Raw genomic sequence first — 20,714 nt, 5'->3', positions numbered from 1 at the left:
AACTTAACTTTACATTTGTATAAAATTTATTCCTTTTGAAAGTATTCAATTCCATTTCAGAATTTGCCTGTCCAAAGAAAACCGTAGTAACGCTTGGCACGTTTGACGGAGTTCATTTAGGTCATCAAAAAATAATTGACAGATTGCTAAACAGCGCCTCAAACAATAATCTGGAAAGTGTGGTATTAACTTTTTCGCAGCATCCCAGAGCTGTATTACATGTGGACAGCAATATCAAATTACTAAATTCAAATCTGGAAAAGAGTGCATTGTTGGAAAAAAAAGGGATAGACAATCTGATTATTCATCCCTTTGACGCCCAGTTTTCCGAATTGACCGGAGAAGAATTTGTTCGCACGGTTTTGGTCGAAAAACTAAATATCCAGAAAATCATTATCGGCTACGACCATCGCTTTGGCAAAAATCGTAACTCCAACATTGATGACCTGATTGTTTACGGCAAGCAATATGATTTTGAGGTAGAACAGATTTCTGCTAAGGAAATCAATGATGTTTCCATCAGTTCCACCAAAATCAGAAATGCCATTACTGAGGGCGAAATAACATTGGCCAATAAGTATTTGGGGTACTATTATTTCCTTTCCGGTCCCATTATTAAAGGAAAACAATTGGGGAAAACCATAGGTTTTCCTACTGCAAATATAAAAATAGAGGAAGCCTCAAAACTTATTCCTAAAAACGGAGTCTATGTTGTAAAAAGCATTTTAAACAACCGGGAGATTTTCGGCATGATGAATATCGGCACTAACCCAACCGTGGACGGGAAAAATCTATCCATTGAGGTTCATTTTTTTGATTTTAACAATGACCTTTACAATCAAAAAATAACTGTCTCGATCTTAAAACGCTTACGTTCTGAACAAAAATTTGATTCAGTAGGATTACTACAGGCACAGCTTGAAAAAGACCGTAGTGCATCCTTGTCTTATCTAGCAGATTTATAAGCCAGCACCCGCTTCTTTATATTCTTGGTTTTACCACTTTTTATCTGAATATTTCTTTTTATTTACGTTAAAAGAATGAATATTGCTAATAATTTTAGTAAATTTGATGTATGTAACAGTATTGAAGATTTTCAAGTCTTCGAACAGAAACGCCTTAAAATTTGTAATTCTATACCTTAAAAACTATTTGTTATGAAACTCAGCAGAGAATGGTTGAACGGAATGTTAATCACAGCAGGCGTTGGTGCCTATTTCCTACTTATGGAAGCACTTGGCTTATCAGATATATTTTTTCTAAGAATCCTAAACATCTTTATAGTTTTATATGGAGTCAACAAAACTTTAAAATCCAATATTGAAGAAGGAAAAGATGACTATCTTGAAAATATAAAATCGGGAGGGTTAACCGCATTTATCGGAGTTATATTGAGTGTCATTGGTCTTCGTATCTACATCGCGATACGCGGGGGGGATGCCTATATAAAAAGCCTCTCCGATGTGTTTTTATTTGGGAACAATCCTACAGAGAATGAATATTGTCTCGGTGTCCTTTTCGAAGCTTCAGCTTCAGCCGTAATTGCAACCTTTATATTAATGCAGTACTGGCGCCGACATATTGTTTCCGATTAAAATAAAAAGGCTCTTCCTATATACATAATCCACTGTCAACTTTGTGTTTTTAGAACAATTTAACTACTTTTGGAACTTCTAAATATGTAGATATGAGTATCAAAAAACACGACTGGACAAAAGACGAGATTATCGCTATATACAACAAACCTATGATGGACCTTCTTTTTGAAGCGGCATCAGTTCATAGAGAACATCACGATCCAAACGTGGTACAGGTTTCTACACTACTATCCATTAAAACCGGCGGCTGTCCTGAAGATTGTGGGTATTGTCCCCAAGCGGCACGTTACCATACCGAAATTGAAGGCAATGATTTAATGTCCGTTAGCCAGGTAAAAGCTCAAGCTTTACGGGCAAAATCAAGTGGTTCATCCCGAGTTTGTATGGGTGCCGCATGGCGAAATGTAAAAGACGGTCCGGAATTTGACCAGGTCCTTGAAATGGTAAGAACCATTAACAAACTGGATATGGAAGTTTGTTGCACGTTAGGTATGATTACCGAAAACCAGGCTCACCGTTTAGCAGAAGCAGGACTCTATGCTTATAACCACAACTTAGATACCTCCGAGGAATATTATAAAGAAGTTATTTCTACCCGTGGTTTTGAAGACCGTATCCAAACCATTGAAAATGTTAGAAAAACTAATGTAACCGTTTGCAGCGGCGGAATTATCGGTATGGGAGAAAGTATTGAAGACCGTGCAGGTATGCTGGTAGCGCTTTCTACATTAAATCCCCAACCTGAATCCGTGCCAATTAATGCCTTGGTTGCTGTGGAAGGAACTCCGATGGAAGAAGAAAAACCCGTGGAAATCTGGGAAATGATACGAATGGTAGCCACCACAAGAATCATCATGCCAGAAACTCAAGTGCGTCTTTCAGCAGGAAGAATGAACATGAGCAGAGAAGGTCAGGCAATGTGTTTCTTTGCAGGGGCCAATTCTATTTTTGCAGGAGACAAATTGTTGACCACGCCAAACCCGGATGTCAATGAAGACATGAAAATGTTTGAAATGCTGGGATTGAATCCTCAAAAACCATTTACAAAAGTATCTCAGCCAACCACCGTTGAAGCAGCTGATTCTCAATTTCAGGCTTTAGGCGAAAAACCAAAATGGACGCGTCCGGGGCATACTATTGAAAAAAATCTGGAAGCTTCAGGAAAAGGCAAAGCATAATTAAAAATCCTCATACAATTAAAAAACCCCATCTCTCCAGATGGGGTTTTTTGTTACTAACTCTCAAAAAACTTAATAAACTAACTTTTTGGCTATTACTTGACCATCAGCCAAAATAATTTGCGCGATTACTGTCTGATGTGTCAACAAGCCGGAAATCTGAAATTCATTATTATTAATCTTTTTATTTTCATGTATTTTTCTGCCAAGCACATCAAAAAGAATCACCTGATCTATTGCGGTCGATTCGGATTTGATTATAATTTGATTCTTGCCGGTGGCAACGGTCACTTTATTATGCAAATCAAAACCCCCGTTCCCTAAAGTTTCTGTAGTATAACGCACCACGAAACGATTATTAAAAGTTCCCGCTTGGGATGTAAAAGTATACGGAGCCGCTTTCAAATCATGCGTCACATTCAACAACTGATCATCCAAATATATATTCTGGTTTCCTGCAAACACTCCATCTAAATGATCCAGACTAATTGTTGTAGCCCCCGCCACATTGATTTTATAACCCAACGGAACCACGTCCGAATTGGCAAACGGCAACGCCTTAGCCTGAATAGTGTAGGCTTCAGTTCCAATAAAAGAATACAAAACATGTTGATCAGCACCATAATAAAGTCCGTCCAAGCCCGGATTAGCGTCATCGGTAGCGGTTTCAATATAACCCAATAAAATCTGACTGAAGCTGGATGTACTGTTAGTTAGGTTCAACCACATTCTGTGACTTTCCAATGTAGGAACCGCCGTGATACTATTGGAAGTTTTATAAAAATTAGTATTGGAAGTTCCGGTACGCATCGTGTTTGTAAAACTTACGTTCCCATTGGCAACAGTATGTACAAAGAAGCCCTGCCCGGATGGAATATATCGTATCGGCGCTCCGGTATTTCCTGTTCCTGAGGCTACAGCTGTTCCCCCTGAAAGATTGTATGTCGCATAATCACTTGATAAATAATTATTCCCGGAAAGAGAATGATTATGGGTCCAAAAATACAAAGTCCCCGATATCGTTTTATTTATAGAACCGGTACCAATAACATTCGCATTAATGAAAGCATCGGCATCTATCGCGGACGGATAAGGATTACCTATTAATCGGTTTGATATCGGATTCGGCCCTAAGGCAACTGTCACGTCAATGTTTCCATTATTAGGAACTCCTGTAAACTGTTGCGCAAGACTCGCCGGAACAGTGGTACTGGTGCCTATTGGAGCAATAATCGCATAGCCCAACCCTTTCGTAAAAGTATCTGTAGCCGGAGCACTATATGTCCATGCATTATGGTACGTGAAAAAATTAGATGCAGCTGTATTCGGTGAGAAATTTAATAACGTTTGACTTCCCGAAGTTGGGGATGACCAATACGTATAATCAGATAAAATCACTGGAGCCGAATTTCTTTTGGCAATGATGATACCCGTATTGATACCTGTATATCCAGATTGGATTAAGCTGGCATTGTTTTCAAATATCAACGACCCACTTGTCGCTGTGATTGCATTTGAAACAGTTAGCGTATGACCCGAATTAACCGTAACATTAACGCCACTGTTTACACTACAGGAACAAGCATCAAAATTCGCGGAACTGCTATAATTCGCAGAAAAAATAACATTTTTGTCAGCCGCTGGCGCTCCATTCGACCACGAAGAACCATTCCAGATTGTAGTCAATATTGGATTTATTACCACATTGGCAGAAGCCGGAGATGCGCAAGTTGTATTTGAAGCGATAAAGCTGTACGTCCCAGGATTGAGATTATTAATCGTGCAGGAAGTACCTACATAAGTAATATTTCCCGGATTTACGATTCCTGAAGCAGGCAGACCGCTCAACACAACACTACCCGTTGAAACCACACAAGCTGGCTGGGTAATAGCCCCAACAATTGGAGCTGTTGGTGCCACTGTGAAAATTAATTTTCCGTAATTCCCGTTTTTAGTGCAAGAAGCCGCAGTAATGCTGGCTCTGTATCTGTAACCATCCATAGTAATACTGGCATTGGCAATTGTCATTGTTGGCGTGGAAACTCCAGCATAAACAGCATCATTTGCCAAATCAAGCCAGCCTGAGCCACTGTTTACCTGCCATTGATAAGTTGGCAATGTTCCAGTTGTAGACACTGTAAATACTGCAATATTTCCGGAACAGATAGTAACATTCGCCACATCAGAAATCGCAAATGGACAGCTCGCGCCATAGATGACCTGATTGACTAAATCTATCAGAGCATTACTTTCAGAACCGGACAAAGGAGTTCCCGGCGTAACGTTGTTATCAATGGAAGCTGGGGTAATTGTTACGGTCGCATTTGGATTTAACGCATAAATTTGTCCGGCACCACTTCCGCCGGTAATAGCAAAACTACCAATTATGTTACCTCCTACCACTATATTACCCTGATTCTGTAAACTGGAAGTTAGCGGACTAATCAAATCCCCTAAAATCACCACTGTACTTTTCCAAAAATCAGTCAGACCATTGTTCATAAAATTGCCATAGACGACCAACGTTGCCAATCCGGAGCCGCCAGGCATTGTAAAATTTCCGGTAGCATTTACGGTCAAATTGCCATTAACAGTAAGCTTTATCCCGCTGTTCATCGTTAAATTTCCTGATAGACTGATCGTTTTTGCTGAGGCGTCCGCATTTACAATAACACTTTTCCCTGACGGAATCACAAGGTCGTGAATAGCAGTTGGCACCGCCAGCAAAGACCAGTTCATAGCCGTATTCCAATTGGAGTTGACCGTGCCGGTAAAAGTATTGGTTTGGGAGAAAGCATTTAAGGAGCCTAAGACAAGTAGCAATAATGATATGGAAACAGCTTTATTTTTTGAAGTGTGTAGAGTTTTATTCATTTTCTGCGCGTTTTAAGATTTTGTTTATTTTGTGTTTTATTCAAATTTTTAAACTAAAAATCAACTTTAACAATTTATGCGGAATAACCGTAAATAAGAATGCGGTACCTTCTATAAATTTGCATCGCATTAAATTCGTCCTTATTCCTACAAGAAAATTACAAATTATTGACAGTAATACTTTCTTTTGTCGGAAATCGGTTAATAAAACTGATTAACTGACAAATAGAAATTAAACTGTAAGTATATTCTCGGTAAATAGCGTTAATTTACTTGCTAAAATTTCTAATTTTAACAAGCTTTTTCTTTATTTATGATACATTTGTATATGAAATTTGTGGAGATTTCTGCCAAGACGGAAAATTAATTTTAAAAAAATCGCTTACGAATGTTAAATATTGGTTCAACAATTAATAATCGTTAAACAAAAAACCCCGTAAAAATTAATCTTTACGGGGTTTTAATATTCAATAAACAAACTTATCAGAAAACGATTTTTTTGATAACTGTCCGGCCATCCTGCAACAATATTTTTATAAGTAATAGTTGATGTGATGAGACGATGTCTGTTAAAATAACATTCTTGTTGTTGACCTGATTTTTTTCCGCTATTAATCTTCCCTGTATATCAAATATTCTTACGGTCTGAATTAAATCACTTTGAGATCTGATAGCTATTTCCTGATTCGCAGTGTTGACGTTCACTACATTATTAGTCAAGTCAAAATCCGACCCACCGAGTGTTTGATTCGTATAGCGAAGTTCGAAACGATTATTAAAAGTTCCTGTCTCGGTTAAAAAACTATAAGGACCTAGTTTTAAATCGTGTATGACCTGCAATAGTTTGTCTTCTAAATATACGTCAGCAGAATTAAATTGTCCTTCCATACTGTCAATAGCTATCTCAAAAGTCCCGGTCATCGCAGAAAAATAACCTAACGGAACCGTATCCGCAGAATCAAAAGTTCCTTTCCCCTGAATACCATATTTCATATTATCGATAATGGAATAAAAACTGATGTAATTTTGACTTGAACTTTTCAATCCATCATATCCTCGGTCTACACCAGCAGTTGCTTCATCAAAATAACCAATTAACTGCTGATTGAAAACACCTGTGGCATTTTGCATATTCAGCCATATTCTGTCCCGGGAAAATCCTTGTGCGGTTGACGAATTTTTAAAAAAACTATTGTTGGCATAAGTACCTCTTCTGTAAGCATTGCTGAAGGTCAGATTACCTGCCGCAATGGCCTCTACCAAAAATCCTTGCCCTGATGTAATGTATCCCGTCGGTACGGAACTGTTCGACGCGCTTTTGATCCCTCCCGAAAGATTGTACATCGCATAGTCGTTTGAACTGTAATTTAAAAGATTCGGTCCTGCATTGGCACTAGATATATCAGTCACATGAGTCCAAAAATACAATGTTCCTGATATAGACAAATTATTATTAATCAGGTCATTTGATGAAATAGCCGAAGGATAAGGATTTCCAACCAAATTGAAGTCATCATTGGCATTGGCACCATTTGCGCTCAAAACCATAGGATGATTGATAACTCCATTATTTACAGTTCCGCTAAACATCACACTTGAAATCGACGGAAAAGTTCCGCTGGTTGGGGTCATTACGATATATCCTTTAGCAGGCGTCATTACTGTAGCGGAAGGTACAAGTTGCCAATCGTCCTGATTGTCGTCAAAAGTATCATTATTCAAATCAGAATAATTTGCAGTTTCAAACTTATAAGCATGATCCAAACTCCAACTGCTAAAAATGCCGCCGATAGTTGCATTTACAATCGGTGAGGACCAATATATATAATCAAACCTTTCATAACTTGACGTAGTTTTATAAACTTCAATATTTCCATTATTGGTAACGACTCCGGTATCATTTAGCATAACTAATGAGCCTTCATGAAGTACTTTCAGCACTCCCGTAGCATTAACCGTCAAATCGTTATCCAACTCTATATAGCCACCCGGATTAATGGTCAGTGTTCTTCCGGCATTTATTGTCATGCTGCAGGCGCGGAAACTTCCGTTAGTTGCCGTATTATAATTCCCATTTATAACAGCGTAGGCATTTTTCAAGGGCACTCCGTTACTCCAGGCTGATCCATCCCAGGTGGTAGTCAGTGCTCCACATGCAAATACAATCTCCGTAGTTGTCTGGGAACAGATCGTTAAAGTATATGATGTTACACTACCCGTATCAGTGGCATTTAAATCCCGGACTCCAATTAACCAATTTCCTTGCGGATTTATTCCATTATATACAGACAATGCCTGTGTTGGAACCACATTACCGGTTATTGTCGCTGCACAAACCAAAGCTGAGCCCTGATCGTCAAAAGTGGCATTGATATTATTGTCATTGGTACAACTTCTGTTAAAAATATTGATTTGACTCGTACCGGCTGGATTAATCAAGGCAATATTGATATCGGAAATCCACGTATGAGTAAGATTTACAGCCAGATTGACATCTGTAATCATCCCCGTAGTTGGCACATTAATGGATTTAACGGTGTAGGCAGTGTTATTATCCGGTATTGCAAAAGCGGTATTGTAGGTATACGAATTACATGTAGTGGCAATGGTATATCCAATGGCAAAAGGCATGGTGTTTATCGCATAATAGTCGTTCCCTGTAGGCTCAATCAAAAGTCGGCAGGTGGTGGATAAAACGTTTGGAACGGTAATTACCTGGCTTCCGTCGTTTGGAGTATTAGCTAGTATTGTAATGGGGAAAGTGACTCCACCGTCAGTAGACAACAGGATATTGACATTCGCAGATCCTGTTAATGCAGTCGTGTTATTGACCGTCCATGTAATGGTTTGGTTGGTTCCCTGAGTCCAGCTTCCTCCTGCAGTATTCTGGGAAGTAACAGAAAAAGGGCCGTACGCATTGTCAAAGAAAACAGTCATATCATCACTCTCGTTACTGGCTCCTCCCGCCCGATTATCTCTGACTGTCAAACGAAAATTCAAAGTACGGTCGACTCCCGGGACAATTTCCCACATGTTTGCGCCTACACCGTTCGCAACATGATCTGCCAATCTCGGAAGGCGGCGCATTGAGCTGCTGGTGGACGTAAAGGATCGGAAATTTGGTCCTGCCGTTTTTGTTCCGTTTGGATAAGTGGTAGTTGCGCTGCCAATATCCATCTGTTCCCAGCAATACGTCAATGAAGCCGTACCGTTTGCATCTGTGCCTGAACCAATTAATTTGAATGCCGTGCTTATAGGAAGTATTTTATCTGGTCCTGCATTGGCAGTTGGCGTTGCGTTACCCGTGGCGATAAGAACCGGACACGCCTTAGCTTTTATATTGTTGGTAACCTGCTGTATACTGATTGCGTGAAAATAAGCATCACTGTTCATTTGCACATCGGTCGCTCCCGTGATTCCCGCATATCCCATAATGGTACTTCCGCTCCCGGGTTCCAATTGCGCTACAGGTGTCTGGGTCGAATGGGTAAACGTATGATTCGCCCCAAACTGATGCCCTAATTCGTGTGCTACATAATCGATATCAAAAGTATCTCCTTGCGGAATTCCGTTAGCCGGTGAGGTATAGCCGCTTCCTTTTTGCCCATTGACGCACACGCATCCAATACAGCCTGCATTTCCACCACCTCCTGTTGCACCGAATAAATGTCCCACATCATAATTAGCTTCCCCAATTGCACTCGTCAAAGTAGCCTGCAGTTCAGCATTCCAGTTCGCCATACTGGCGGCAGGCGAATAGGGATCGGTGGCAGCATTCGTATAAACCACATTCGCATTGGCTGCAATCAAAACCATCGTAGAATTAAAATCATTTTCAAAAACACCATTAACTCTGGTCATTGTTGCATTGATAGCAGCCAAAGCGCCCGCAACGGTTCCGCCGTGAAAAACAGTATATTCTCCTGTTACCGACATCGCCAGTCGCAGTCTTCGCAATTGATTATCATCCGCATTGTTTAAAGCACTTTTTTGAAGCGCATCCATCTCAAGAACCGCATCATTTGTAGCACATTGAAATGGAAAGTTCGTATTCGAATGGGACTTATTAAAAATGATGTAGTTTTTATTATCCGAGGTATACGGATCAATGATGCTGGTTCCGAATGTCGCAGAGCGAATAATAGCACTCAGGCCCTTTTGTGGTGACATACTGAAACGTACTACATCAGAAGGATTATCTATTCTCTGGCCGACATACGAACGGATTTCAGGATAAGAAGCCTGCAACTCCTGTTCCATGATAGATGCTTCCAAAATACGATAGGAATCCAAATGTCCGGTTTCCGGATTCGGAAACGTAACAATTACATTTGAAATGGCCGACAGTTCCTCTCTTTTGGGAGCGCGGGTGAGTTGGCTTTTAAAAGCATTCCAATCCAATTGAAATAGCTGATATTTTGACGGATATTCGCTTCTGGCGATTTTGGGAACAGAACGCATTTCATCCTCTGTAGCCTTAGTCCAGACATTATTTTTTTGGGCGGAAGCCACAATAAAATTCAAAATAAAAAAGAAAACAAGTAGTGTTTTATTCATAGGTATAAAAATTCTGCGTGATTTGGGGAAATCAGTTGGCAATAGTATCAATTTCAGTGTTCAAATCAAAATTTTTAAACATTAAAAAGCAGTTCTACTGAATAAACTAAATACTTCATACCATTTTAATTAACATCGTGAATAATTCATTTTAAAAGCATAAAATACAATAATTTTATTGCGGATAATTTAATGAAAATGATGATTTTCAGTTCTTTAAAAACTATTATTGCCTTTGGTTTGTAAGTTAAATCAGGGGTTAAAAAAATATCCCGCGGACTTTCAATCAAAAAGCCCGCTGACGCAGGCTTTTTTTATTTTTTAACAGCAAACATTTATTTTAAAAAACGATTTTCTTGCTGACAGTCTGTCCGTTTTCCAAAATGATTTTGACAATCAATGCCTGTTGACTTACGACTAAATTCTGAATCGTAAATGCTGTAGTATTAATATTATTTTTTTCAAATACCTGTCTTCCCAATACATCATAAACAGAAATGTTTTTCATTTGTTCCAACTGTGATTTGATATTGATTTCATGATTTTCTGTCGCAACAGTGACGCCATTTTCAACGATTTCGAAGCTATCATTTCCTAGAGCGGCATCCGTATAACGAAGCACGAAACGGTTGTTGATGATTCCGGTAACGGTTGTAAATTGGTATGGCGCTGCAGACAAATTATGGATTACATTCAATAAAAGGTCTTCAAGATATATCGTTTGCCCCCCTGCAGCAAATATTCCATCTGCCGCTGCGATTGCAATTTGATAGGTTCCGTTTGACGGAATTTTGATTCCCATCGGTACACGGTCCTCTACCTTAAATGGCAATGACTTTCCTTGGATTATCACTACATCATCATTGATAATGGAATAAAAATTCTGTGCGTTTTTATAATCGGTGTATGCATCATACATGCGGTCTTTTTGATCTGTCGCGCCTTCAACATAACCTACAACGGCTCTGTTAATTACGTTTGTTGAGGAAATTAAATCCAGCCAGATTCTGTTTTGCTCAATTCCTCCTACTGCATTTTGGGAATTTGCATTTCTATAAAACTGACTGTTGTCATAGGTTTTGCTTCGTAAGGCATTATTGAAAGTCACGGTCTGCGTTGCGGCAGCACCATCATTCATTAATACCAAAAACGATTGTCCGGCCCCGATAAGTCCGTTGAACCCAACAGGACCACTGGTTGTCGCGGTGCCATTATGAACTATATAATCCGTAGCGGTATAATTATAGGCATAACTTCCGTAGAACGGATTTGGAGTTCCAGCATTTGGCAATGTACCATGTGTCCATAAACGAACCGCTCCTTCTATATTCGTGTTTGCTGCTAAGAAGTCAATCGATTTAATAGCCGATGGATATGGATTCCCAATTAAATTCCAGTTATCTTCTTTATTGGTAATGGTTATCCCATTGGTGCCCGGATAATCGGCAGCTGTATTGTTCCCTCTTAATATCGATGGCGTGTAGATTCCGTTGTTAGGAACTCCGGAGAAATTAGCGGTCATGGCCTGCGGAGCTGCATTATTGAATCCGGTAGGCCCCCGAACGATATATCCTTTTGCAGTAACCATATTCTCCACCGTATTTTCCCAATTTCCAAATCCACCATTGCTATTGGCAACGGTAGGATTCCATTTGAAAATGTTTCCTGTTGGTGAACTTGGGGAAACACTTGCTACCGGGAAGTTTGCTACTGGTGCAGACCAGTACACATAATCATATAGACGGATATTAGCGGTACGTTTCATCAAAATGGTTCCAGTGTTCACTCCGGTATCACTAACCTGAACTAATGATCCATTATTCAATACATCTAATGTTCCTCCGGCTTCTACCGTTAAATCATTTTGAATATTGATATAGTGAGTGGCAGTGACTGTAGCTGTAAAACCGGCTTTCACAATCAGACTGCACGCATCAATGTCACCATTGGTTGTCGTGTTGTAATCTCCGTTTATAATTGTCAGCATTCCTAAGGTAGGAGTCCCGTTTGACCAGGCACTTCCATTCCAGGTAGTACCAGTTCCTGCAGGAATTTTAACAGCGATTGACGCTTTGTAACAGTTCGCCCCATTCTCACGTACCTGACAGTAATATTGATAATTATCCAAACCTGCAACAGACGAAATGTTTAACACGCTTGTTGTTGTACCGGTATAAACCCCAGTATTTGTTAATGCTGTCCACGTTGCTGCACCCGGAGCCGCTACATACCATTGATACGCTAGTGGATTTCCTCCGGCAAAACCTTCGGTAGCTGTAACTGCTACAGCAGCAGAAGTACTCGTACACGTCAGATTAATACTTGGCTGTGCGGTAATCGTTGGCGGAACATTTAAAGTAGCGCTGAACAAGCCTAAATCCGTACAGGATTCGGTACTGTTCGTATTCCAATCAGCTCCATTAAAGACAGGATTCGGTCCGCTTGCAGTCGTGTTTCGGGTAATGGTATATCCTTTTTCATTTGGACAATGAACGATATCCACACTGACATTTTCTTTAGTCAACTTGATGGCATCCTGCTCATTGATTCCCTGTGCATACGACGTAAAATCAAATGTCTTGATACAGGAAGGATCCGTAATTGTTCCTAAGTCGGCCAAATAGACAGCGCCTGGTTGAATAATTCCTGAAATATCTATGGTTCTGGTCGGAGCGGCATCGCCAATGGTTCCGTATCTTTCTATTTTGTAATTAGCACCAACAGCATCCAAATTGATTGGTGCATTCGTTGGATTAAACAATTCCATATGCCATACATTCCCAGCTACTGAGTCATACACTTCAGAAATAATCAAATCAGTGAACGAGTTTCCGGCACCCTGGCACGTAGTAATGTCGTTATTGATAACCGTAAAAGCAGTTGTTACGTTACAAGGTTGTCCATCGGTTACAACCAAATTTCCGGTTGTCGCTCCTGTTGGGACTTTAACTATCAATTGGGTAGCCGAACTCGACACTACTGTCGCAGCCACTCCGTTGAATGTTGCCGTTGCCCCTGTTAAATTTCCGGATGAAGCAGTAATGGTCACTTCTGTACCTACCGGGCCGGATGTCGGAGTAATAGTCGCAATGACTGCCGACGTACAGGCAGGAGGCGTAATGGTTTGGGTGCTACCCAATGCCGTTCCCGTTTTCGTTCCGGACGGCGTAAGTACCGAGGTTAAATCTGTATTTGGTGATAGGTTGACTTTAATCGTGTTTCCGTTTACCGCTCCGGCAAGGATATTCGCTACCAGCAGATATTTTCTGGCAGTGGTAATGCCGGTTTGTCCGGTTAAGGTAAAGGACATGGTTGTTGCCAAAGCAATTCCTGCTCCCGATACCGAAGCTTCAGCTCCATCCACAATCCCGTTGGAATTGGCGTCATAGAAAATTCTGAAACCCGATATATCAGCTGTCGTTACGGTTGATATCGCCGATTTGGTTAAAGTTACCGCCGTAAGATCGTAACTGGTCGCACAAGTAGGCGTTGTGGTGAATCCCATAATCACCGCATTGGCCGTTCCTGCCGGAATATTTCCTGTAGCAGGACTTCCCGCATTGGTTAATGTCAAAACACTGGTTGAAACAACCTGAGCGGTAAAAGCAGTAGTTTCTGCAGCTGCATTATACGCTAAAACTCTAAGGTAATACGTGGTACCCGAAGTTAACGAAGTACTGATAGTTTCTGTAGAAGTAGTTCCTGCAGAACCATCTAATATAGTTGTCGTTGCCGGACAAGAACCTCCAAATAATTCGATATCGATATCGCCGCTAAACCCGGTAACGGTAATAGCATGAATGCCGGTACATGTTGGCGTAAAGCTGTACCATACGTCTTTCTCCACTGTAAAAGGAGCCGTCACAGTAGACCCGGTCATGTTTCCGGCTGTTGCAGCGGCATTAACGGTTAAGGAAGTCGCACTGCCACACAAATTGTTGACTGGCGCCGCCACTGTTACACTACCACTACACACCACATTTTTGGTGGTGGCACCGGTACTGGTTCCCGCAATATTTTCGGTGTTATAGGTATTGACTGCCAATCCTGTTTTTAATCGGGTGTAGATGGTGGTGGCATTTACAATTCCTGCTGTCTGGGTTAAAGTGATGGCGCTTCCAAAACCGGAACCCGCAGCCGTTGATATTTCATAATCCGTTGGTGGTGTCAGCAAAATGTCTGCTGTTAAATTCACCCCACTGGCGGTAAAAGTTTGGTTCGCTGATGGCCCTGCCCCAAAAACATAAGTCATTCCGGTTAAAGTCACCGGAGTTAAGGTAATGGTTGGTGTGGTTCCTCCACAGTATACATTGATATCGTCTACTCTCCAATAGGAAGTAGTAGTTCCGGTTTTTCTGAATCGGATATAAACGGTTGAATTGGCAGTATATGATGATAAATCTACAGTGCAATTTGTTATTCCGGCAGATGTGGTATTCCCATCAATATATGTTGCTAACGTTGTAAAGCCGGTAGTTTGAGTGGTAGTAGAAACCTCAACCAACATACTTTTGTCGGTGGCATTATTACTTGAACGTTCCAAAGTAAAGGTCATCGAGCTTGGATTGCTTACTGCAATGGTCGCTAAATCACCTGTCGCAGATACAAATGCAGCATAATTACTTGAAAAAGTAGCTGCAGTTGAAGCCCATCCCGAAGGCAAAGCATTCACAGCGAAATTCTCACTCAAACATGGAGCAGTATTTACTGTTAATATTGCTGCCGTGGATGTAACTGTAGCGCAAGGAGCAGTCCCGCTGACAAGTACCTGATATTGGTAGGCATTCATTCCAAGTGTAGTAGCCGCAGTGGTATAACTGTTGGAATTAGTCCCCACATTACTCCAGGTCGAACCTCCATTGGTAGAAACCTGCCATTGATATGAAGTAGCTCCTGTTGCGGTAACGTTAAAAGTCGCTATATTCCCTACAACCACTGCCTGATTAGCAGGCTGAGCGGCAATATTTACAACCGCGTTCACCGTTATGGCTAAAGATACTGTTCCGGTTGACCAGCATGAACCGTTATAACTTCTTACATAATACGTTCCTGTCGAAGCCGCATTATAAGTAGAAGTCGTGGCATTAGTTGTTGAAGTTCCGCCGGCAGTAGTTTGCCAGTATAGGGTGGCGCTTGGCGCTGAATAGGTTAATGTTGCAGCACCACAAGATGGATTTGCTGAAGCACTTATCGTTCCCGCCGGATTAGCCGGAATGGCATTGATAGTCACTGTTACCGATTTACGTGCTGCACTTACACAACTCGCTGTTTCTCCCTGAATATAATAGGTATACGTACCTGATGTCAAAGCAGTTGGTGTGGTTAATGCTGTCCCCGTAATGGTATATCCGGAAACACCATTCAAATATTTGGTTCCGCCTGAAGCCGCATCCCAAAAAGTATATGACGTAGCGCCACTACTTCCTGTCCCGGTAAAAGTCACGGCACTACCTTCACAAACCGCAGCTGGGTTTCCGGTAGTTGGCACAGTTGGCACTGCATTTACAGTGACTGCCGAAGAAACTGTTCCGGCTGACCAACAGGTGCCGTCGTATGTTCTTACATAATAAGTACCACCCGAACTTACATTATAGGGTGCGGTCGTAGGATTAGCAGTTGCTGTTCCCGTTGCGCTGGTTTGCCAATAATAAATTTCCGGAGCGATTGCCGTTCCCGAGAAATTTAAACCGGTACTGCCACAAATTGGTGTAGCAGAAATAGAACCTACTGGAGTAGCGGTACTGATAACCGTAATAGCCAAGGTTTGTGCTGTACTGCTTCCGCAACCGTTATTAGCAGTCACTTGTACATTACCACTAGTTGAACTGGCTGTTGCGTTTATCGAATTGGTTGTACTGGTTCCGGACCATCCTGACGGCAAAGTCCAGGTATAAGAAGTTGCGCCACTAACAGCAGTAACGGAGTACGTCTGTGCTGCACCACTACAAATACTGGCGCTTCCGGTAATTGCACCGGGCTGTGAAGGCGCAGCAATATTACCCGTAACCTGAATATTCATAGTGCTTCCCGTTGTACTGAAATCGATTACTCTGATATAATAAGTGGTTCCTCCAGTAAAGGTGCTTGTTATGGTTTCTGTCACCGTACTTCCATGAGCAGTAAACGAAGCCGTCCCCGTAGTTGGGCAACCCGCTGAAAAAATATCCATGTCGATATCATCACTGACTGCTGATGGAAAAGTTAAGGTTACGGTATGTGAACCGGTACAGATGGGTGTAAACTTATACCAAACGTCATTTTTGGCCGATTGATATGTAAATGTATTTGCAGGAGTAGCGGTTGCATTTAATAAAGTTCCCGCTGTATTTCCTGCATTTATGGTCAGGGCAACCGCACTGGCACAAAGGTCATTTCCCGGAGCGCTGACCACATTTATTTGTACCTGTCCACTGGTAATGGTCGCACAGGCAAAAGTCGATATACAAACCACATAGTATGTTCCGACCGATCCAAAATTAGGCATATAACTCGCCCCTGTCGCACCACCAATAGCAGTCCCGTAAGGTCCACCACTAACCGTACCATAATACCATTGTCTGCTTACCGGGGTTGATCCTTCTGTAACTGTTAAGGCAGAACCATTGGCTCCCGTCGCCAGGTTTTGAGTCGTGGTTGGCGCAACACTGTTGGTTGCAAGGTTGATTGTTAAATTGACTGTATTATCAGTTCCTATTATCGCAGGAGTATCCGAAATCACACGGATTCGGTATCCGGTACCGGAGACTGTTCCCGCAGGAATAGTAGCTGTTATTGTTCCTGTATTTGCTGTACTGGATAACGTTCCAATAGTTATCGGAGCGGCGAAACTTCCCGCTGCATTCGATAATTGCGCGGTATAGACATTAGTACCGGTAAAGGTTCCGGTGCTGGTAAAAGGTATCGATACTGCAGCACCCGTTGATGCCGAAACGCAATAGGGATTACCCGTTAATGTCGTATTTGTAGTGATTGTATTGCTGGAGGAAGGAGTTCCTATTAACTGAAAATCATCAATTCTGAAAAAATTTGCTGAATTACTATTTGCGACAATCGAAAATCGTATTCTCAAATTCGAAACACCCTCTGCGCCCACCGGAAGAGCAATTGAATTTGCTGTCCATCCAGTATTCAATGTAACAGAGCCAGCAGAATTATATATTGTACCATCGACAGAATAAGAAACATCTAAATTAGGAACTGTCCCAGATTTCAATGCTCCAAATCTTACATTAATAGCAGTATAACCTATAGTTGATAAAGAATTATCATATGTTAATGTTTTGACGTTCGTGTTCGTCCCTAAGTTTGTAAAAACATTCGCTCCCCCTGAAAAACTTGCGGCTGGTGAAGTCCATGTATAAGTAGTACTCGCGCCTGAAGTTCTTAACTCCCAAGCAACACCCGAAGCAGCATTCGCTGTATAACCAGTCCTGACAAGCGGATTGACTGCGCTAACCCCAAAATTATCAGAGTAAATAGAAACTTGTCCCCAACTTCCAACCGAAAATAACATTGTTAAAAATAGTAATAGTCTAATTTTCATAACATTAGTAGTATTATACAATCAATTTTAAGCTCGAAATTTAAATAATTACGAGCCTGTAAAGATATTTAATAATTTAACAAAATATGTAGCTGAAGTTAAAATAATTGTAATTTTATCGTTAAGATTCGCTCTTTATCGAATTTATTTGTTTTCTATAAAAATTTTCTTATAAAGTAGTAGGCAGCGTGATGTGTCTGACGCAATTCCCATTTCAAAAGAAGATACTTTCATTTTGATTTTAAATGAGTATTTTTGGAACTCCAATCCCAGTCCCCTATATGTCTGACATCTCCTGTACCGTTGCCGAAGCCCGAAACAAACTGGAGCATTATTGTGCTTATCAGGAACGTTGCCACGGCGAGGTCATCGAGAAACTGAAAAGCCTGAATATGATTCCGCAGGCCATCGATCTGATTGTGGTACATCTCATTGATAATAATTACCTGAATGAGGAACGCTTCGCCTGCAGTTTTGCCCGCGGGAAACACCACATCAAGCATTGGGGAAAAGTCCGTATCGTCAATGAACTCAAATTCCGAAAAATTTCCCAATACAACATCAATACCGCCTTAAAGGAAATTACCCCCGAAGAATATGCCGCCACTTTCCATGCACTGGCCGAAAAACAGTGGGAAACCATCAAAGAAAGAAGCCTCCCGAAAAAGAAAAAGAAGTTCTGCGACTTCCTGCTCCGCAAAGGTTTCGAGAGCAACCTGGTTTATGACAAAGTCAATAAATTAGTTGCTGCGCCACTATGACAATTTAGTTTACTCAGGTTTTTATAAGTATAATAAGATATAGTTTTCATGTACGTATAATACTTGTTCTTTTTCTTCGTTAACATAAAAAACTAACGCCATGAAAATTAAAACGCTGTCAACTCTATTTATTTCCACATGCCTTATAAGTCTGTGTTCCTCCTGCAATAATGATGATGATCCATCACCATCCCACGCTTTCTTCAACATCAATCCGGGCAATAAATATGTCTATAAGCAATATGCGTATCACCGAAACATTCCCGGCGATGTGTATACGTTCAACGGAATAATTGACAGCATAGAAATTACCGAAACCGTTAATTTAAACGGATTTACATTCTCAAAACAAAAGCGTACCCGATACAATGTCAATGTTTCTACGACAAATGGAAACGTTACCTATTCCTATCTGCGGGTGAATAACGCAGGAAATTTGGTGGGTTATGAGGGCCTGTATCAGAACGAGTTACCTGAAGATTTCTCTGCAATTACCGAAACTTCAGGCACTGTATTCCATCCGGGTGAAGATTACAAGTATCAATATAGGTTAGATTTGGCATCTGGCACTGCTGTATACCAGCTAGCAGGAACGGCCGCAATACCGGTAGAAGTTGAAGGAAACCCCTATACCGTACTGCGTTATATGGGTTCCTATACTCCTTTTAATGGAACAAACCCGACAAGAACGGTTGAAATAGATTACCAGTGGCAGAAAGGTTTGGTCAGGGGACAAAGCACGGAGATAGCCGGAGATCAGGCTTGGGAGGACCGACTGGTTTCTGCTGTAATTGTACCCTGATTGGATAATTAAGCAGGGGTAATTTAGGGTAAACTATGAGATTAAAACTATAACGACAACAGCACACTAACGGCGTTTCCGCCAAAGCCAACGGCATTCACCAGTACTTTTTTGATTGATTTGACTTGGGTTTGCGCTTCCGCAAAAGGGACTCCGATAAATTGCTGATGCTGCAGCATCAAAACGGCCATCTCAATGTTCAGCATCCCGGAGGCGCCGAACGTATGCCCGATTTTCCACTTGTTGGTTGTCAGCAAAGGAAGATTCTCCCCGAAGACCTTTTGGACGGCCTTGTATTCGGTTAAGTCACCGGCTTTAGTGCCCGGCGCATGCATGACAATCACATCCACTTTCGATGGGTCGGTATTTTGCAACGCCATTTTCATCGACTTCTGGAAACAGTCCGCTTCCGCAGAAATGGATGTCCCGTGTGCCAGAAGTTCGGTGGCATAACCAATACTTTCAATATAAGCGAGCGCATTTGCTGCCCTTCCCATTTCCAGACAACAGACTGCCGCACCTTCGCCCAAAATCATCGTGTTGCTTTTCTTCTCTAAATCCAAAGCGCGACACGGATATTCCTGATCCTCTTTCGCATAGATTTTCATCGCCTGCATCTGCGCAATCGTAAAGGGCGTCAATGGCGCTTCACTGCCGCCAACCAAAAATTTATCGGCCATTCCGGCACGAAGCCACGCGATACCGTTCAGCAACGCATGCAACGCGGTAGAACATGTGATGGAATGCGAAATTTCAGGGCCCTGACTTTGCAGGTCGTGGGCGACCCACGAAGAGATATTTCCTAAAGTGGTGGTTGGAGAAGCCAACGTCTGCGCTTTTCCGGTTTTCAGGTAATTTTGATGGTGGTTTTCAAACAATTCGGTGGCCCCGCGCGAAGACCCGATATTAATCCCGAAGTCGTCGCCTTTTTTCCAGCCAGCCTGAGCTACTGCCTGCCTTGCGGCTGCCATCGCATACAAAACGGAGTTGTCTAAGGAACGGTATTTGGAATCGGACTGCTTCAGCGTTTCAACTTCAAGCTTAGAGTCTGCATCCAAAACCGCGGCAAAAGCCATTTGGTTTCCATACATTCCCTCAACAAAACAGTGGTGGTCGTTCAGATAGTGTTCCCAGATTCCTTTAGAGTTATTTCCCAGCGGGGAAAGGGAGGCAATGGCCGTTATGGAAATGAGTTTTGACAAAGTTTATTTTTTGAATATTGTTTAAAGCAGCTGTCAGGCTTTTCTTTTATCTGTGCAAATCTGTGTTATCTGTACAATCCATGTGCTCTTTGAACACGAATGTCAGAGATTTTAAAGATGTTCACGGTTTTTTATCGGTATGCGGTGTTTTAGCCCTGATGGAAATGAAAATCCTTTTTGTTTTTTCTTTAAAAACAAA

At 41.5% G+C, this 20,714-nt stretch carries 9 protein-coding genes; 5 read left to right on the top strand and 4 right to left on the bottom strand.

What is annotated here, in order from left to right; translation table 11 throughout:
* The first annotated feature begins 35 nt into the window (after nt 1-35).
* The 3 genes from FNW07_RS02880 (at nt 36) to bioB (ending at nt 2,776) form a co-directional block, all read left to right on the top strand.
* Complete coding sequence (locus tag FNW07_RS02880; RefSeq protein WP_126744269.1) at nt 36-965, top strand: bifunctional riboflavin kinase/FAD synthetase; 930 nt, start codon at nt 36-38, stop codon at nt 963-965.
* A 192-nt stretch (nt 966-1,157) separates the two neighbouring features.
* On the top strand, nt 1,158-1,595 hold the full coding sequence (locus FNW07_RS02875) for a hypothetical protein (RefSeq protein WP_126744268.1): 438 nt from the start codon (nt 1,158-1,160) through the stop codon (nt 1,593-1,595).
* A 92-nt stretch (nt 1,596-1,687) separates the two neighbouring features.
* Complete coding sequence (gene bioB, locus FNW07_RS02870) at nt 1,688-2,776, top strand: biotin synthase BioB (protein ID WP_126744267.1); 1,089 nt, start codon at nt 1,688-1,690, stop codon at nt 2,774-2,776.
* A 72-nt stretch (nt 2,777-2,848) separates the two neighbouring features.
* On the opposite strand, the gene FNW07_RS02865 is transcribed toward bioB, so the two are convergent.
* The 3 genes from FNW07_RS02865 to FNW07_RS02855 form a co-directional block, all read right to left on the bottom strand.
* Nucleotides 2,849-5,650 (bottom strand): T9SS sorting signal type C domain-containing protein, encoded by a 2,802-nt coding sequence (locus FNW07_RS02865; protein WP_126744266.1) that lies wholly within the window; start codon nt 5,648-5,650, stop codon nt 2,849-2,851.
* 483 nt (nt 5,651-6,133) lie between these two features.
* Nucleotides 6,134-10,207 (bottom strand): reprolysin-like metallopeptidase, encoded by a 4,074-nt coding sequence (locus tag FNW07_RS02860; RefSeq protein ID WP_126744265.1) that lies wholly within the window; start codon nt 10,205-10,207, stop codon nt 6,134-6,136.
* A 340-nt stretch (nt 10,208-10,547) separates the two neighbouring features.
* Complete coding sequence (locus tag FNW07_RS02855; protein ID WP_126744264.1) at nt 10,548-17,750, bottom strand: T9SS sorting signal type C domain-containing protein; 7,203 nt, start codon at nt 17,748-17,750, stop codon at nt 10,548-10,550.
* 245 nt (nt 17,751-17,995) lie between these two features.
* Between FNW07_RS02855 and FNW07_RS02850 the strand changes: the two genes are divergently transcribed.
* Nucleotides 17,996-18,511, top strand: a complete 516-nt coding sequence (locus FNW07_RS02850; RefSeq protein ID WP_370511481.1) for a regulatory protein RecX — start codon at nt 17,996-17,998, stop codon at nt 18,509-18,511.
* A 100-nt stretch (nt 18,512-18,611) separates the two neighbouring features.
* Complete coding sequence (locus FNW07_RS02845) at nt 18,612-19,313, top strand: hypothetical protein (protein ID WP_126744262.1); 702 nt, start codon at nt 18,612-18,614, stop codon at nt 19,311-19,313.
* 47 nt (nt 19,314-19,360) lie between these two features.
* On the opposite strand, the gene FNW07_RS02840 is transcribed toward FNW07_RS02845, so the two are convergent.
* On the bottom strand, nt 19,361-20,515 hold the full coding sequence (locus FNW07_RS02840) for a beta-ketoacyl synthase N-terminal-like domain-containing protein (protein WP_126744261.1): 1,155 nt from the start codon (nt 20,513-20,515) through the stop codon (nt 19,361-19,363).
* Nucleotides 20,516-20,714 lie beyond the last annotated feature (199 nt).

Source organism: Flavobacterium sp. GT3R68 (assembly GCF_007109225.1).
GTDB lineage: Bacteria > Bacteroidota > Bacteroidia > Flavobacteriales > Flavobacteriaceae > Flavobacterium.
Note: the sequence above shows the minus strand (reverse complement) of the source record. Positions and strands in the feature narration are given on the sequence as shown.

What these genes read in the sequence shown, in the direction of transcription:
- FNW07_RS02875 (WP_126744268.1), top strand. Translation starts at nt 1,158, where the DNA reads ATGAAACTCAGCAGAGAATGGTTGAACGGAATGTTAATCACAGCAGGC.
- FNW07_RS02860 (WP_126744265.1), bottom strand. Translation starts at nt 10,207, where the DNA reads ATGAATAAAACACTACTTGTTTTCTTTTTTATTTTGAATTTTATTGTG.
- FNW07_RS02850 (WP_370511481.1), top strand. Translation starts at nt 17,996, where the DNA reads ATGAGTATTTTTGGAACTCCAATCCCAGTCCCCTATATGTCTGACATC.
- FNW07_RS02855 (WP_126744264.1), bottom strand. Translation starts at nt 17,750, where the DNA reads ATGAAAATTAGACTATTACTATTTTTAACAATGTTATTTTCGGTTGGA.
- bioB (WP_126744267.1), top strand. Translation starts at nt 1,688, where the DNA reads ATGAGTATCAAAAAACACGACTGGACAAAAGACGAGATTATCGCTATA.
- FNW07_RS02845 (WP_126744262.1), top strand. Translation starts at nt 18,612, where the DNA reads ATGAAAATTAAAACGCTGTCAACTCTATTTATTTCCACATGCCTTATA.
- FNW07_RS02865 (WP_126744266.1), bottom strand. Translation starts at nt 5,650, where the DNA reads ATGAATAAAACTCTACACACTTCAAAAAATAAAGCTGTTTCCATATCA.